This is a genomic window from Roseococcus pinisoli, assembly GCF_018413645.1.
GTDB lineage: Bacteria > Pseudomonadota > Alphaproteobacteria > Acetobacterales > Acetobacteraceae > Roseococcus > Roseococcus pinisoli.
Genome location: NZ_JAHCDA010000004.1, coordinates 23441 through 38478 on the forward strand (window position 1 = coordinate 23441; position 15038 = coordinate 38478).

Here is a 15038-nt window from a genome sequence, read left to right on the forward strand (position 1 = left end):
ATAGGCCCGTGCGGCCATCGCAACAAGCGCACCAACTGGATTACAGCCTTGCACCGAGAGGCTAGGATGCGCGGATGCGACGTATCCTCACCCTCTTCGCCCTGCTCGCCCTCACCGCCCCCGCTTTCGCCCAGACCGGGTCCGTCCCTGGTCGCGAAGCCGGACGGCAGGCCCTGGCCGCGGCCCAGGGGCAGAGATGGAACGAAGCCTCCTCCGCCGCCGTCGCGGCCGATCCGCTCATCGCCAAGATGGTCACCTGGATGCGGCTGAGCCAGCGCGGCGGCGCGGCCAGCGCGGCCGAGATCGTGGGCTTCATCGAGACCGCCGCCGACTGGCCCGGCCAGGAAGCCCTGGCCCAGCGCGCCGAGGAACTCCTCTCCGCCGATCCCGACGATGCGCTGGCGCTGCGCTTCTTCCTGGGCCGGGCGCCGCGCACGCTGGATGGTGCCACGCGCTACCTCACCGCCCTTCTCAATGCCGGCCGCCAGGCCGAGGCGCGGACCGCCGCCGCACGCGCCTGGGGCGACGACACGCCCTCCGACGCCTTCGGCGAGACCACCTTCCTCGAGCGCGCCGGCTCCCTCCTGACGCCCGACGACCATTGGCGCCGCTTCAACCGCCTCGGCTTCGGCGGCGACTACGCGGCCAGCCAGCGCCTGCTGCCGATGCTCGACGCGGCCCGGCGCCCGCTGGCCGAGCTGCGCCTGGCCTATGCCACGGGCGGCGGCGCCGATCCCGACCCGACGGCCGCGGCGCGCGACGCCGGCGCCACGCTGGAGCGCGCCCGCATGCTGCGCCGCGCGGAGCGCGACAGCGACGCCGCCGCCGCCTGGGCCGCCGGTGCTTCCTCCCAGGCCGGCCTGCCGGCCGCCGCGCAGCGCGCCATCTGGACCGAGCGCCAGATCCTGGCGCGCAAGCTGGTCCGGCTCGGCGATGCGCGGACCGCCTATACGGTGGCCGCGCAGCACGGGCAGACCCTGGCCGGCGAGCCGCGGCAGGATGCGGAGTTCCTGGCGGGCTTCATCGCGCTGCGCCTGCTCAACGACCCCGGCCGCGCCCTGCCGCATTTCCAGCGTCTCGCCGAGGGCAGCCGCAGCGCCATCACGCAGGGCCGGGCCGCCTATTGGCAGGGCCTTGCCGAGCGCGACCGCACCCGCGCGACCGCCCATTTCCAGCGCGCGGCCGGCTTCCCGGTGACCTTCTATGGCCAGATGGCCGCCCTCGCCTTGGGCGAGAACGGCGCGCAGATCTCCGCCCGCATCAACAACCTCGCCGTGCCGCGCCCGACCGAGGCCGAGGCGCGCGCCTTCCTCGACCGCGAGTTGCCGCGCCTCGTCCTGGCGCTGGGCGACCTCGGCGAGGCCCGCCGCGCCCGCCCCTTCCTTCTGCGCCTGGAGGCGGTGGCGCCCAACAATGCCGAACGGCTGCTCATCGCCCGGCTCGGCACCGTCATCGGCCGGCCGGACTTCGCCGTCTGGGTCTCGCGTCGCGGCGGCGCGAACGGCGCCATGATGGTGGAGGACGGCTGGCCCGCGCCCTATCCGGCGCCGGAAGGCCAGGCCGAACCCGCCCTCGTCTTCGCCATCACGCGCCAGGAGAGCAACTTCCAGATCGACGCCGTCTCGTCCTCCAGCGCGCGCGGGCTCATGCAGCTCCTGCCCACGACGGCGCAGTACGTGGCCCGGCGCATGGGCATCCCGCACCAGACCAGCTGGCTGACGACCGACCCGACGCACAACATCCGCCTCGGCTCCTACTACATCAATGACCGGATGGAGACCTTCAGCGGCGTAATGGCCTTCGCCGCGGCCGCCTATAATGCGGGCGGCGGGCGCGTGAACGAGTGGATGACCAGCATCGGCGATCCGCGCACCGGCAATATCCGCCTGCTGGACTGGATGGAGCTGATCCCCTTCGCCGAGACGCGCAACTACGTCCAGCGCGTGATCGAGAATGTCGCGGTCTATCGGGCGCAGAGCCCCGCCAGCGCGGCGCTCGACCACCCGATGGCCGCGTGGCTGCGGTGATCGCGGCGGCCCCGCGCGCCATCGCCTCCCTGGGCGGCATCGGCTTCCTCCGCCCCGCGCCCGGCACCTGGGGCTCAGCCGTCGTCCTGCCGCTCGCGCTGCTGCCCGGATGGGTCGCGCTGCTCGCGGCGCTGATCTTCGCCGTCGCCGGCTATTGGGCCGTGGCGCGCCTGCCCGAGGCCGGGCAGGACCCAGGCTGGATCGTGGTGGACGAGGCGGCCGGGCAGTCCCTTGCCCTCGCGGCGGCGGGCGGATGGCTGGGCGTGCTGCTCGCCTTCGCGCTGTTCCGCGCCTTCGACATCCTGAAGCCCGGCCCGGTCGGCTGGGCGGACCGCCAGCACGGCCCCTTCGGCGTCATGGCCGACGACCTCGTGGCCGGCGCGCTGGCCGCGGCCGTGCTGCTTCTCCTTGCCTGGGTGGGAATCGCCTGATGCTCGACGAAGAAACCCTCGCGGAAGCCGCCGCCCTGCTGGAGGCGCTGAAGGCGCGCGGCCTCACCCTCGCCACCGCCGAAAGCTGCACGGGCGGGCTGATCGCGGCGGCGCTGACTTCGGTCGCCGGTTCCTCGGCCGTCGTGCTGGCGGGCTTCGTCACCTATTCCAACGAGGCCAAGACGGCGATGGTGGACGTGCCGGCCGCGCTCATCGGCCGCGTCGGCGCCGTGTCGGAGGAGGTGGCCCGCGCCATGGCGGAAGGCGCGCTGGCTCGCTCCGGCGCCTCGATCGCGCTGTCCTGCACCGGCGTCGCCGGACCCGGCGGCGGCAGCGCGGAAAAGCCCGTGGGCCTCGTGCATCTGGCTGCCGCGCGCCTTGGCCATCCGACCCTCCATTCTCGGAAGGTTTTCCCCGGCGACCGCACCGCCATCCGTGCCGCCACGGTTCGTGAGGCCTTCGCTCTGGCCCGCTCCCTGATGGGCGCTATATGAGCTTCATCAGGAGGGCCGAATCCCATGGATGATGACGACGACGACGAATGGGAAGTGCCCGAAGCCTTCCAGCCCGTCCCCGCGGAATTCGGCTTCGACCTCGAGGAGCGGCTGGCCAGCGTCGTCGCCATCAAGTCCCGCGTCCCGGCCGATGCCACCTCCGCCGCCGCGCTGGGCGTGGAGCGCGAGGGCTCGGGCGTGTGGATCGACGAGGGCGGGCTGGTCCTGACCATCGGCTACATCATCACCGAGGCCGAGCAGGTCTGGATCACCACCAATGACGGCCGCGTGGTCGAAGCCACGCCGCTCGCCATGGATTTCGAGACCGGCTTCGGCCTGGTGCAGACCCTCGGGCGGCTGCCCGGCCAGAAGGTCGCGCCGCTCGGCGATTCCGAGACGATGCGCCACGGCACCGCCGGCGTGCTCGCCGCCGCGGGCGGGCGCAGCCATGCGCTGGCCTGCACGGTCGCGGCGCGCCAGCCCTTCGCGGGCTATTGGGAATACCTGCTTGAGGACGCGATCTTCACCACGCCTGCCCATCCCCATTGGGGCGGCGCCGGCCTCTTCGGAAGCGACGGCAGGCTGGTGGGCATCGGCTCGCTGATCCTCCAGCAGGGCCGCGAGGGCGGCAAGCGGCTGGACCTGAACATGGTCGTGCCCATCAACGAGCTGCTGCCGGTGCTGGAGACCTTGCGCAGCACGGGCGTTTCCGGCCGGCCGGCACGCCCCTGGCTCGGCCTCTACGCCACCGAGGATGACGAGGCGGTGGGCGTGGGCTCCCTGGCCAAGGGCGGCCCCGCCGAGCGCGCCGGGGTCAGGGCGCGCGACCGCATCCTCGCGGTCGACGGCCAGGCGGTGAACGACCTCGCCTCGCTCTGGACCGCCGTGCGTGCGGCCGGGCCGGCGGGGGCCGAGGTGCGACTCACGCTCTCGCGCGGCAGCCGCCAGCTCGACCTCGCGATCGTCAGCAGCGACCGCGCGCGGCACCTGAAGGCGCCCCGCCTGCACTGAGGGCGGCGGCGGCGCTGCAACCGCGCCCGCTTTCGATGGTTGAGCCCCCGCATTTGGGGGGTCGGGTGGATGCTCGCGCGGGGCTATGCCTTCGTTCTGAACGTGGTCGAGGGGTTCCTGGCGGATGAGGCGCTGACGCGCGCGGCCGCCATCGCCTATTTCGCGCTGTTTTCCCTCGGCCCCCTGCTCTTCCTCATCAGCGGCCTCGCCGGCCTCGTCTTCGGCGAGGACCAGGTGCGCCAGGCCCTGGCCGACCAGATGCGCGGCCTCATCGGGCAGGACGCCGCCGGGGCCGTGCAGCGCATGTCGGACGACGCGCTGGGCGAGACGCGGGGCGGCTTCGCCCTGGCGCTCGGCATCGTCACGCTGATGCTCACCGCCTCCGGCGCCTTCGGCGCCCTGCAGAGCGCGCTCAACGCCATCTGGAAGACGGAGGTTCCCCCCGCCGCGGATGAAGGCCCCGCCGCCGCCATCACCGCCTTCATGCGGGCCAAGGCGCTGAGCATCGGCCTCGTCGGCACGACGGGCTTCCTGCTCCTTGTCTCTTTGGTGATCAGCGCCGGGCTCAACGCCTTCGGGCATTGGCTGGACGCGCGGATGCCGGGCCTCGGCGTGGTGCTGAGCCTGCTCAGCTTCGCGGTCTCGCTGATCCTCATCACGCTGCTCTTCGCGGCGGTGTACAAGATCCTGCCCGACCGCCGCCTCCAGTGGCGCGACGTGCTGGTGGGCGCCTTCGCGACGGCGCTGCTCTTCAGCTTCGGCAAGATGGCGATCAGCTTCTACATCGGCACCTCGGGCGCGGCGCGCGGCTTCGGCGCCGCGGGCGCGCTCGCGGTGGTGCTGCTCTGGCTCTATTATTCGGCGGTGATCTTCCTGCTCGGAGCGGAGTTCACCCGCGCCTGGTCGGGCAAGGCCCCGGCTTCGGCGCCGAAGGCGCCCCCCGTCGCCGTCGAGACTCTTCCGCCCGAGCTCCTTCCCCCTGCTACGCTGCCCGATGCCGCAGTCTCCGGCCGGCAGGACAGGGTCCAGGCGGCCTGGATCGTGGCGACCATCGCCCTGCTTACCGCGCTCGGCCGACGGGGCCGGCGGGAACGGACCACCATGGAGGCTGGACGGACATGAACGGCGTAGGATTCTTCGGCGCGATCGTCATCGGCCTGCTGGCCGGATGGATCGCGGAACGGCTGATGGCACGCAGCCATGGCCTTATCACGAACCTGATCGTCGGCCTGGTGGGCGCGCTGCTCGGCGGATGGATCGCGGGCCTTCTGGGCATCGCCTATCGGGGCTGGCTGCCAAGCCTGCTCGTCTCGACGCTCGGTGCCGTGCTGCTGCTCTGGCTATTGAGCGCGATGCGCCGACGCGCCTGAATGCAGGGGCGAGGGACAGTACCCTCGCCCCCTCGCCTTCAGTTCAGCGGGACTTCCATCCGGCTCAGCACGGGCCGCCAGGCGGCCAGCTGTGCCTGCAGGAATTCCGCGAATTCGGCCGGGCTGCTGCCCACCACGTTCTGCACGTCGCCGATGACGCTCTCACGGATACGCGGATCGGTCAGCGACTGCACTGCCGCGGCATTGATGGCCTGGATGGCCGCCTGCGGCGTACGGGCGGGGGCCAGGAGGCCGAACCAGCTCAATGCATCCACGCCCGGCGCGAATTCCGAGAAGGCGGGGATGTCGGGCGTCTGCGGCATGCGGCGCAGGCTCGTCCAGCCCAGGATCCGCCCCTGGCCGTTGCGCATCACCGGCATCGCCGTGCTCCCGGCCACGACCAGCAGGTCGAGATTGCCCGCGATGAAGTCGTTCATCGCCGCCGCGTCGCCGCGATAGGTCACGTCCTGCATGGTGATGCCGAGGCCCTGCAGCACCATCAGCATGGCGACGTTGGTCAACGTCGTCGGGCCATTGGTGCCGTAGGTGATCTGGCCGGGGCGCGCCTTCGCGGCCGCGATCAGGGCCGGGATGTCCTGCGGCCCATCCGGCCGCGCGATCACGGCGAAGGGATAGGTCGTGCAGAGCGAGATCGGCGCGAAGTCCTCGAGCTTGTAGGGCAGGTTCGGCTGGACGATCGGATTGATCGTCAGCGTCGTGCCCGAGGACATCAGCAGCGTGTAGCCGTCGGGCTGCGCGCGCGCGACGGCCTCGCCGCCGATGATGGTATTGGCGCCGGGGCGGTTCTCCACCTGCACCGTGCGGCCCAGCGTCTGCGTCATCTTCTCCGCCATGCGGCGGGTGAGCACATCCGTGCTGCCGCCGGGGGCGAAGGGCACGACGATGGTGACGTTGCGCGCGGGCCAGGCGGGCTGGGCGATCGCGGGGGCGGCCAGCAGGGAGAGCGACGCACCAAGGGTACGCCGGGTGAGTTTGGACATTCATTTCCTCCTATTCCGGGAAGTATGACACCCGCTTAAGCCGGAGGCGAGCTTGGAGGCATCCGAAGGGGGTTTCACGGCGTTCCGCTGACGTTAGGCTTGGACCTCCCCGGCCAAAGTGGCCGGCAGCAGAAACCAGGAAGCGTCATGGCGAAGATCTGTCTCGTGGTTGAATTTCACCTGAAGGAAGGCGCCCACGCGGCGTTCGAGGCGGTCATCCGGGAGCATGCCGCGGGCACGCTTCAGGACGAGCCGGGCTGCGAGCGCTTTGACGTCCTGCAACCGAAAGGCAAGGATGGCCCGGATCTCAGCCGAGTCATGCTGGTGGAGGTCTATGCCGATGACGCAGCGCTGGCCGCGCACACGGCGAATCCCCGCCTGGCGCGCACCCGTGCGGCCTATGCCGATCTGGTCACGGATCGGAAGATCACCGTCTGCAACTTCTGAAGGATAACAAGATGCTGGCAACCAAGCTTCGCCTCGCCGTCGTCGTCGCGGGTCTCGGCCTCGCCGTCACCGCGTGCAACAACCCCTATAGCCCTGGCCAGCGGGCCGCGGGCGGCGCGCTGCTCGGCGCGGGCGGCGGCGCCGCCGTGGGCGCCCTCGCGGGCGGTGGCCAGGGCGCCCTGATCGGCGCCGGCGTGGGCGCGCTGGGTGGTGCGGCCATCGGCGCAGCGACGACCCCGGAGCGGCCCCGCCGCGGCGGCTACTATCGCGGCTACTAAGCCTTAGGACCGAAAGGTCCGGACTTTCATGACCTCTCAGGGCGTGGCACAGTCGCGCCCTGAGAGGAAATGAACATGGAACTGCCGAAGGGCACCATCGACGTCGATCTGCACCCCATGGTGCCGGATCTTTCCGCCCTTGCCCCGTATCTCGAACCCGTCTGGCGCGACCAGATTCGCATGCGCGGCATGGAGGGCTTCGACTCTCAATCCTACCCGCCCCGCTCGCCCAAGACCGTCCGGGCCGACTGGCGCCCCGCGACCGGCGCGCCCGCCGCGACGGTGGGCCAGCTGCGCGAGCAGGTGCTCGATCCCTGGGGCATCGCGCATGGCATCGTGACGCCGCTTTACGGCGTGCAGCTCGTCTTCAACGAGGATCTGGCAAACGGCTTCACCCGGGCGCTGAACGACTGGACGCGCCAGGAATGGCTCGATGCCGATGCGCGGCTCGCGGCCTCCATCGTGCTGCCCATGTTCAACCCCGAGCACGCGGTGGCCGAGATCGAGCGCTGCGCGCCGGACCCGCGCTTCGTCCAGGCCATGGTGCTGGTGATGGGCGAGACCCCGCTCGGCCGCCGGCACAACTGGCCGATCTTCGAAGCGCTGGTGAAGCATGACCTGCCGCTCGCCATCCACGCCGGCAGCACCTACCGCAACCCGGTGACCTCCGTCGGCTGGCCCTCCTGGTACGCCGAGGACTACGTGGCGAACCAGCAGGGCTTCCAGAGCACCCTGGCCTCGCTGATCACCGAGGGCGTCTTCGTGAAGTTCCCGACGCTGAAGGTCGTGCTGCTGGAAAGCGGCGTGAGCTGGCTGCCGGCCTTCCTGTGGCGCCTCACCAAGGGCTGGAAAGGCGTCCGCTTCGAGGTGCCCTGGCTCGACCGCTCGCCGATCGAGGTGGTGCGGGAGAATGTGCGCCTCTCCGTCCAGCCCTTCGACGCGCCCGACGACGCCGAGACGGTGCAGCGGCTGATGGATCACCTCGGCAGCGACGAGATGCTGCTCTGGTCCAGCGACTGGCCGCACTGGCAGTTCGACGGCGCGCCGAAGCTTCCCCCGGGCCTGAGCCCGGAGCTCGTCCGCAAGATCTGCGTCGACAACGCGGTGTCGACCTACAAGCGTCTCGCCGTCCCCGGCCGCGCGGAAGCGCGCGAGCCGGCGGTGCAGCCATGAAGGAGACAGTGGCATGAACGTCATCCGTCCGCAGGCTTCTCCGGGCCGGCCCCTCGCGGCCACGCAGGGGCTTATCGACGTGGATATCCATCCGCGCGCCAGATCGCCCCACGACTTCGACCCCTGGCTCTCCGCCGCGATGCGCGACCGCCTGGCCACCTACGGCATGCGGGCGCGCCACGGCTTCGTGAAGGGGCCGCCCTACTTCAAGTCGCAGCCGCTGGCCTCGCGCATCGACGCCTGGACGCCCGAGGGAGGCACGCCGGCCAGCGACCCGGCCTTCGTCTCCACGCAGCACCTGGACTTCCATGGCGTGGACATCGGCATCCTCAATCCGCTGCAGCCTTCCGGCCAGGGCGACCAGAACAATCCCTTCTCGGTCGCGATGGCGCATGCGGTGAACGAGTGGCAGCTCGCGACCTGGGTGGCGAATGACGACCGGCTGCGCGCCTCCGTCGTCGTGCCCTACGAGGATCCCGAGGCCAGCGCGAAGGAGATCCGCCTGCGCGGCGGCGACAAGCGCTTCTGCCAGGTGCTGCTGATGAGCCGCACCTCGCACCCGCTCGGCAATCCGAAGTACTGGCCGATCTACGAGGCGGCGCAGGAGGTGGGCCTGCCCATCGGCATCCACGCCTTCGGCTATTCCGGCTGGGCCATGACCAATGGCGGCTGGCCAAGCTTCTACATCGAGGAGGTCAGCGAGCACGCGACCTCCTGCCAGTCGCTGCTTGTCTCCATGGTGCTGGAGGGCCTGTTCGAACGCTTCCCGAAGCTGCGCATCGTGCTCATCGAATGCGGCTTCGGCTGGCTGCCCAGCGTCGCCTGGCGCCTGGACAAGCAGTTCCCCTCCCTGCGGCACGAGCTGCCGCACCTGAAGCGCCTGCCCTCCGAGCAGATCCGCGAGCACGTCTGGGTCAGCACCCAGCCCGTCGAGGAGCCGCCGCGGCCGGAGCAGCTGCTGGACTGCATGGGCTGGATCGGCTGGGACCGCATCCTCTACGCCAGCGACTATCCGCACTGGGATTTCGACGACCCGCGCTTCGCGATCCCGAGCTTCATCCCCGAGGCGAAACGCGCCGCCATCTACGGCGGCAACGCGAAGAAGGTGTACGACTTCTGATGGCACGCCACGTCGTAGGACCCGCCACCGAGATCGGCCCCGGCGAGCGCCGGATGGTCGAGCTCGACGGCAAGAAGATCGTGCTGTTCAACCTGGGCGGCGAGTTCTTCGCGCTGGCCGACCGCTGCCCGCACCAGGGGGCCTCGCTGTCGCAGGGCACGTCGATGGCGGTGATCGACAGCAACTGCCCCGGCGAATACGGCTATGCCCGCGCGGGCGAGATCGTGCGCTGCCCCTGGCATGCCTGGGAGTTCGATATCCGCACCGGGAAATCCCGCTTCGACCCGCGGCGGATGAAGGTGCGCGCCTTCCCCGCCTGCGTCGAGAAGGGCGAGGCGCTGCAGCTCCAGGCGGAGACCTTCCCGGTCAGCATCGAGGAAGACTACGTCGTGGTGGAGATCTGACGGGCTTCTCTTTGCGTCGGCTCCGAAACCTTCCTTCGCCTTCGCGGTTACGCGATGAGCAGAAGGAAGCTCCTCATGAACAACATCATTTATATCGTTGGTCTCGTGGTCGTCGTCGTGGCCGTGCTCAGCTTCTTCGGCCTGCGCTGACGGGATAGACGCCCGGGCGCCGCGTCCCCGTAAATCGGGACGCGGATCGCCGCGGGGGTATCCTCAGCCCGCGAATTCCTGCGCGACCCGCGCGAAGGCCACGTCGAGCCAGGGCAGCAGCGCCTCGACGTCGGAGGTCTCCACCGTCGCGCCGCACCAGATCCGCAGGCCCGGCGGCGCGTCGCGATAGCTGCCCACGTCCAGCGCCACGCCCTCTTCCTCCAGGATCGCGGCCAGCCGCTTGGCCGCCTCGGCCTGCTTTGCGGAATCCAGCGCGGTGAACCAGTCGGCGACGATCGTCAGGCATACCGAGGTCGAGGAGCGGGTGGCCGGGTCCATCGCCAGGAAGCTGGCCCAGTCGCTCCCCTCCACCCAGGCCGCGACCGCGGCGAGATTGGCTTCCGAGCGCGCGATCAACCCCGGCAGGCCGCCGACCGACTCCGCCCAGCGAAGCCCGTCCAGCGCATCCTCGACGCAGAGCATGGAGGGGGTGTTGATGGTGTCGCCCTTGAAGATGCCCTCGTTGAGCTTGCCGTCCTTGGTGAGGCGGAAGATCTTCGGCAGCGGCCAGGTCGGCTTGTGCTCCTCGAGGCGCTTCACCGCGCGCGGCGAGAGGGCGAGCATCCCATGCGCCGCCTCGCCGCCCAGCACCTTCTGCCAGGACCAGGTGACCACATCGAGCTTGTCCCAGGGCAGGTCCATGGCGAAGGCCGCCGAAGTCGCGTCGCAGATGGTCAGGCCCTCGCGGCCATCGGCGATCCAGTCGGCCGCGACGAGGCGCACGCCGCTGGTCGTGCCGTTCCAGACGAAGACGCAGTCATGCTTCGGGTCCACCTTCCAGACGTCCGGCAGGCCGCCATAGGGCGCGCGGATCATCCGGAACTCGGACAGGTTCAGCTCGAAGGCGATGTCCTGCGCCCATTCGGTGGAGAAGCTTTCCCAGGTCAGCACGTCGACGGGGCGCGGGCCCAGCAGGCTCCACAGCGCCATCTCGACGGCCCCGGTATCGGAGGCGGGCACGATGCCCAGGCGATAGTCCTCCGGCATGCCGAGGATGGCCTTGGAGCGCGTGATGACCTCGGCCAGCCGGGCCTTGGGCGCCGGGGCGCGGTGGCTGCGGCCCAGCAGCGCGCCTTCCAGCGCGGCCAGCGAGAAGCCCGGGCGCTTGGCGCAGGGGCCGGAGGAGAAGCAAGGATTTTGCGGCTTCAGCATGGCCGCTTTCCTGGCATGGCCCAGCCGCGCTGTCATCAGCGCTCCGGCCTTCCCTTCCGGCGGGCCGCGAGGCAGTGTCCGCCGCATGTCCGACGCGCTCGAAACCTTCTGCCACGCCATGCCCAAGGTCGACCTGCACGTGCACCTGCTGGGCGCCGTGCGGCAGGCGACTTTCGCCGAAATGGCCGCGCGCTGCGGCATGACCGCGGCCGAGACCGAGGCGCTCTACGCCCGGGACGCCAAGCCCAAGGGCGTGCTGCACGTGCTCCGCACCCTGGAGCAGCGCGTGCTGCGCCAGTCGGGCGACCTGCATCGCATCGCCTATGAGCACCTGCAGGACGCGGCCGCCCATGGCGTGCGCCATTCGGAGATCTTCTGGAACCCGACCGGCACGGAGCACATCTTTCCCTATGCCAAGGGCGCCGACGCCATCCTGGCCGGCTTCGCCGATGCCGCGACGGATTTCGGCGTCTCGGCCCTGCTGATCCCCTCCATCGACCGCGAGGCCACCCCGGAGGACGCGACCCAGCTCGCCGAATGGATGCTCGCCCATCGCCGCGACCCCATCATCGGCATGGGCATCGACTATCGCGAGACGGACCGCCCGCCGGAGCTGTTCTGGAAGGCCTGGCGCCTCGCCAAGCAGGGCGGCTTCCGCCTCACCGCCCATGCCGGCGAGTTCGGCTGCCACCCGCGCAACGTCGAGACCGCGCTGGACCTGCTGGAGGTCGACCGGATCGATCACGGCTACACCGTGCTGGAGGACCCGGCGCTCGCCGCCCGCTGCGCCGAGCGCGGCGTGCTCTTCACCGTGGTGCCGACCAATTCCTACTACCTGCGCACCCTGCCGCCCGAGCGCTGGGCGGAGGACCACCCGATCCGCCGCATGCCCGCCGCCGGCCTGCTGATCCATCCCAACACGGACGACCCGCCGCTGCACCAGGTCACGCCCACGCGCTGCTGGCGGATGATGGTGGAGGATTTCGGCTTCGGCCTGGCGGATCTGCGCGGCTTCATGCTCAACGGCGTCCGCGGTTCCTTCCTGCCGGAACCCGCGCGCCGCCACATCGAGGCCGCCTTCGCCGAGGAGTTCGACGCGCTGGCGGCCGAATGCTTCCCCCAGGGAGTGCTCTCATGAATCGCCGCCACCTCCTCGTCCTCGGCGCCGCCTCGCCCGGCCTGCCGGCCCTGCCGGCCCTCGCGCAGTCGCGGACCATCACGCTGATCGTGCCCTTCGCGGCCGGCGGCAACGTGGACACAGTGGCGCGCCTCGCCGCCAGCGAGCTGACGCGGCGGCTGGGCCAGAACGTCGTCGTGGAGAACGCGCCCGGCGCCGGCGGCACGATCGGCACCGAGCGCGCCGCCCGCGCCGCGCCGGACGGCCATACGCTGCTGCTGGGCGTGGAAAGCCCCTTCACCATCTCCCCCTTCGTGACGCCGAGTGCCGTGCGCTACCAGCCGCTCCGGGACTTCGCGCCGATCGGCATGATCGCCTCGCTGCCGCTGACGCTGGTGGGCCGGCCGGACCTGCCCGCGACCGACATGGCCGGCGTCATCGCCCTGTCCAAGTCGAAGCCCGAAGGGCTGACCTTCGCCAGCTCCGGCACCGGCACCTCCCTGCATCTCTGGGGCGAGATCATCGCCCGGCGCTCGGGCGCGCGGCTGGAGCACGTGCCCTATCGCGTCGCGGCGCAGATCCCGACGGATCTGATGGCCGGGCGGCTGGACCTCGCCGTGCTCAGCGTCACCAGCACGGCCTCGCTGGTCCGTGAGGGCCGGATCAAGGCCTTCGCCGTCTCCTCGCTGGAGCCCAGCCCGCAGCTGCCGGATGTGCCTCCCCTGGCGCGCCTGCCGGAATTCGCGGGGCTGGAGATGCTGGCCTGGCAGGCGCTCTTCGCGCCCGCGCGGACGGACCCGGCGATCCTGCGGCGGATCGCCGGTGAGCTCGACGCCATGCTGGCCGATGAGAGCTTCCGCCAGCGGCTCGCCGCCGTCGGCATGACGCCCTGGCAGCGGACGCCCGACGAGCTCACCGCCCTCGTCCGGAGCGAGCTCGCCCGGTACGAGGAAGTGGTGCGGCAAGGAAACATCCGCGCCGAGTGAGGCTGCCGGCCCGCCGCGGTCAGCGCCGCATGTCGTCGTGGCTGAGCGTCATGTTCTGCCAGCCGAAGCCCTCGGTATAGACTTTCGGTACGTCGTCCACGTAGCGGACGAAGCGGTAGCCCTCGTCGCCCGCGTCGCTGCCATGTGCGCGGTAGATGCCGTAGGTCGTGCCGAGATTGCCCCATTTCTGCACCAGCTTGTCGCGGAACTGGCGGGCCAGCGCGCGCTTGCCGTAGTCGCAGCAGAGGTTGATGAAGGCCTGGCCGCTGAGCTCCATCATCACGAAGACGCGCCGCGTTCCCCAGCTCTTGATCTCGATCTGGTTCGCCATGATCGCATTCGCGTCCAGCCGCGTGGTGACGGAGGCGCTCGCCGATTTCTTCTTGGTCTCGCCGCCCAGCACCGTGAGGAACCAGTTGAGCTGGACGCCCTCCGTAGGGACGCGGAAGACCTTGTCCACCTGGTTGTTCAGCAGGTCGGGCACCCGCGACGCATGGTCCAGATACAGGTCGTAGAAGGCGGTCCGATGCCCGAAATGCTTGGCGACGGCGTAGACGGCCTGCGACACGGCGCGCCGCTTCGTGAACTTGCGGAAAGTTCCGCCCTCGAAGACCGCATGCATGTGGCGGAAGACGTCGGCCATGACGAGCCGCTCGGTGAGATTGGGGACGCTGTAGGAATCGACGTTGTACTTGTCCGGCATGGCGCTGTTCCGTGGAGGAGGAAGGTGCGGCGCGGACCATGCCAGCCGCCCCAGACTGCGCCGGAGTGGAATTTCCGGAAAATCCCGGAATGCCGATGGAAATGGCGCCGGGCCGAAACGCGGCACCGCGCGGCCCGCGGTTTTCTTCGCCGGGCGTCTCGAATTCCCGACCTTGCCGGCGTAGGAATCTCCCCGGAAATTCCCGGGGCGCCGAGGAGGGTGCCGCAGCGATGGCCACGCCGACCGAGATCGCCGAGAAGCTGCGGCTGACGATGCGGGCGCTCGGCTGCAGCAGCCTGAAAGACCTATGCGGGCGGTTCCGCGCGGTGAATGCCTCGACCTATTTCGACCTCCAGCGCTCGCAGAAATGGCTGCAGGGCAAGGCCGAGCCGCGCTTCGCCGAGGTCTATCAGGACTGGGCGAAGGTACTGGCCCTGCCGCAGGACGGGGCCTGGATCGCCACCTGCAGCCTGGAGGAGTTCCAGGCCGAGTTGGTGGCGCGCTTCGGCCCGCGGACGGCGCCCACGCGTACGCCGGCGCGCGCCTCTGCCACGCTGGGGGTGGAGATCGCGGGGCGCTACGCCGCCTATTCCCTCGCCTGGTCGCCGCATTTCGCCGGCCGGGTGCTGCGTGCCTCGCTGCAGCTCAACCTGGCGCGGGCCGGCACGATCGGCGCCGAGTATCGGGAGGATCTGCCGATCGGCGCGGCCTTCTTCCAGGGCACGGCGGCCATCGCTGGCCGCACCCTGCACCTGCCGCTGCACGACGTCGCGACCGGGCTGCCGCTCTTCATGAGCTTCGCGCTGCCAGGGCCGCCGGCGGCCGTGCTCTGCGGCGTGCAATGCGGCGCAGCCCTGCTGTCGCACAGCGCGGAGCCGATGGCCGGCCGTATCCTGTTGGTGCGGCTGCGCGGCGCGCCTGAGCTGCGGGCCTCTAACCGCTACCTGGCGCCCGGCGAGTCCGTGGCGGCCGACCTCGCCGCGCTCGGCGTGGTGCTGCCGCCCGGTGGGGAGGTGCTGCTGCAGGCGGCCCTCGGCGGGCTCGACCGGGTAACGACCGCCGAGCAGACCCGGCTCTCGGAGATGTTCGATCCGGCCTTCCTGGCCGGTTGAAG

17 protein-coding genes are annotated in these 15038 nt (G+C 70.7%); 14 read left to right on the top strand and 3 right to left on the bottom strand.

Annotated elements, in window-relative coordinates:
• Positions 1-74 precede the first annotated feature (74 nt).
• The 6 genes from KHU32_RS18310 to KHU32_RS18335 all read left to right on the top strand — a co-directional run bounded on the left by KHU32_RS18310 (position 75) and on the right by KHU32_RS18335 (position 5333).
• The gene (locus KHU32_RS18310) at positions 75-2027 is read left to right on the top strand and encodes a lytic transglycosylase domain-containing protein (protein WP_213671617.1); all 1953 of its coding nucleotides are present in this window, start codon (positions 75-77) and stop codon (positions 2025-2027) included.
• The gene (locus tag KHU32_RS18315; RefSeq protein ID WP_213671618.1) at positions 2015-2458 is read left to right on the top strand and encodes a phosphatidylglycerophosphatase A family protein; all 444 of its coding nucleotides are present in this window, start codon (positions 2015-2017) and stop codon (positions 2456-2458) included. Before KHU32_RS18310 ends, KHU32_RS18315 begins: the two co-directional genes overlap by 13 nt.
• Positions 2458-2952, top strand: a complete 495-nt coding sequence (locus KHU32_RS18320) for a CinA family protein (protein ID WP_213671619.1) — start codon at positions 2458-2460, stop codon at positions 2950-2952. The genes KHU32_RS18315 and KHU32_RS18320 overlap by 1 nt, the downstream gene beginning before the upstream one ends.
• 24 nt (positions 2953-2976) lie before the next feature.
• On the top strand, positions 2977-3963 hold the full coding sequence (locus KHU32_RS18325) for a S1C family serine protease (protein ID WP_213671620.1): 987 nt from the start codon (positions 2977-2979) through the stop codon (positions 3961-3963).
• Positions 3964-4032: 69 nt separating this feature from the next.
• Positions 4033-5085, top strand: a complete 1053-nt coding sequence (locus KHU32_RS18330; RefSeq protein WP_213671621.1) for a YihY/virulence factor BrkB family protein — start codon at positions 4033-4035, stop codon at positions 5083-5085.
• Positions 5082-5333: a GlsB/YeaQ/YmgE family stress response membrane protein gene (locus tag KHU32_RS18335; RefSeq protein ID WP_213671622.1), complete on the top strand. Its 252-nt coding sequence runs from the start codon at positions 5082-5084 to the stop codon at positions 5331-5333. Before KHU32_RS18330 ends, KHU32_RS18335 begins: the two co-directional genes overlap by 4 nt.
• A 38-nt stretch (positions 5334-5371) precedes the next feature.
• Here the strand turns inward: KHU32_RS18335 and KHU32_RS18340 are convergent, their stop codons facing one another.
• Positions 5372-6334 carry a Bug family tripartite tricarboxylate transporter substrate binding protein gene (locus KHU32_RS18340; protein ID WP_213671623.1) on the bottom strand — a complete coding sequence of 321 codons (963 nt, stop codon included), beginning with the start codon at positions 6332-6334 and terminating at the stop codon, positions 5372-5374.
• A 147-nt stretch (positions 6335-6481) separates the two neighbouring features.
• On the opposite strand from KHU32_RS18340, the gene KHU32_RS18345 reads away from it, so the two are divergent.
• The 5 genes from KHU32_RS18345 to KHU32_RS18365 all read left to right on the top strand — a co-directional run bounded on the left by KHU32_RS18345 (position 6482) and on the right by KHU32_RS18365 (position 9756).
• Positions 6482-6781 (top strand): putative quinol monooxygenase, encoded by a 300-nt coding sequence (locus KHU32_RS18345; protein ID WP_213671624.1) that lies wholly within the window; start codon positions 6482-6484, stop codon positions 6779-6781.
• An 11-nt stretch (positions 6782-6792) separates the two neighbouring features.
• The gene (locus KHU32_RS18350) at positions 6793-7059 is read left to right on the top strand and encodes a YMGG-like glycine zipper-containing protein (RefSeq protein WP_213671625.1); all 267 of its coding nucleotides are present in this window, start codon (positions 6793-6795) and stop codon (positions 7057-7059) included.
• Positions 7060-7134: 75 nt separating this feature from the next.
• A complete protein-coding gene (locus KHU32_RS18355) occupies positions 7135-8232 on the top strand; it encodes an amidohydrolase family protein (protein WP_213671626.1) in 1098 nt (365 codons plus the stop codon).
• Between the two features lie 13 nt (positions 8233-8245).
• Positions 8246-9352, top strand: a complete 1107-nt coding sequence (locus KHU32_RS18360; protein WP_213671627.1) for an amidohydrolase family protein — start codon at positions 8246-8248, stop codon at positions 9350-9352.
• On the top strand, positions 9352-9756 hold the full coding sequence (locus KHU32_RS18365; protein WP_213671628.1) for a Rieske (2Fe-2S) protein: 405 nt from the start codon (positions 9352-9354) through the stop codon (positions 9754-9756). The genes KHU32_RS18360 and KHU32_RS18365 overlap by 1 nt, the downstream gene beginning before the upstream one ends.
• Positions 9757-9969: 213 nt before the next feature.
• Here KHU32_RS18365 and KHU32_RS18370 read toward each other — a convergent pair whose 3' ends face one another.
• Positions 9970-11118 (bottom strand): phosphoserine transaminase, encoded by a 1149-nt coding sequence (locus tag KHU32_RS18370; RefSeq protein WP_249681388.1) that lies wholly within the window; start codon positions 11116-11118, stop codon positions 9970-9972.
• An 85-nt stretch (positions 11119-11203) separates the two neighbouring features.
• Here KHU32_RS18370 and KHU32_RS18375 point away from each other — a divergent pair, with 85 nt between their 5' ends.
• Together KHU32_RS18375 and KHU32_RS18380 are read left to right on the top strand one after the other, a co-directional pair.
• A complete protein-coding gene (locus KHU32_RS18375) occupies positions 11204-12256 on the top strand; it encodes an adenosine deaminase family protein (RefSeq protein WP_213671630.1) in 1053 nt (350 codons plus the stop codon).
• Positions 12253-13221, top strand: a complete 969-nt coding sequence (locus tag KHU32_RS18380) for a Bug family tripartite tricarboxylate transporter substrate binding protein (protein WP_213671631.1) — start codon at positions 12253-12255, stop codon at positions 13219-13221. Before KHU32_RS18375 ends, KHU32_RS18380 begins: the two co-directional genes overlap by 4 nt.
• A gap of 19 nt (positions 13222-13240) precedes the next feature.
• Here the strand turns inward: KHU32_RS18380 and KHU32_RS18385 are convergent, their stop codons facing one another.
• Positions 13241-13924 (bottom strand): hypothetical protein, encoded by a 684-nt coding sequence (locus KHU32_RS18385; protein ID WP_213671632.1) that lies wholly within the window; start codon positions 13922-13924, stop codon positions 13241-13243.
• A gap of 230 nt (positions 13925-14154) precedes the next feature.
• Between KHU32_RS18385 and KHU32_RS18390 the strand changes: the two genes are divergently transcribed.
• Entirely contained in the window at positions 14155-15036 is an 882-nt protein-coding gene (locus tag KHU32_RS18390; protein WP_213671633.1) for a hypothetical protein, read from the top strand.
• Positions 15037-15038: the final 2 nt, after the last annotated feature.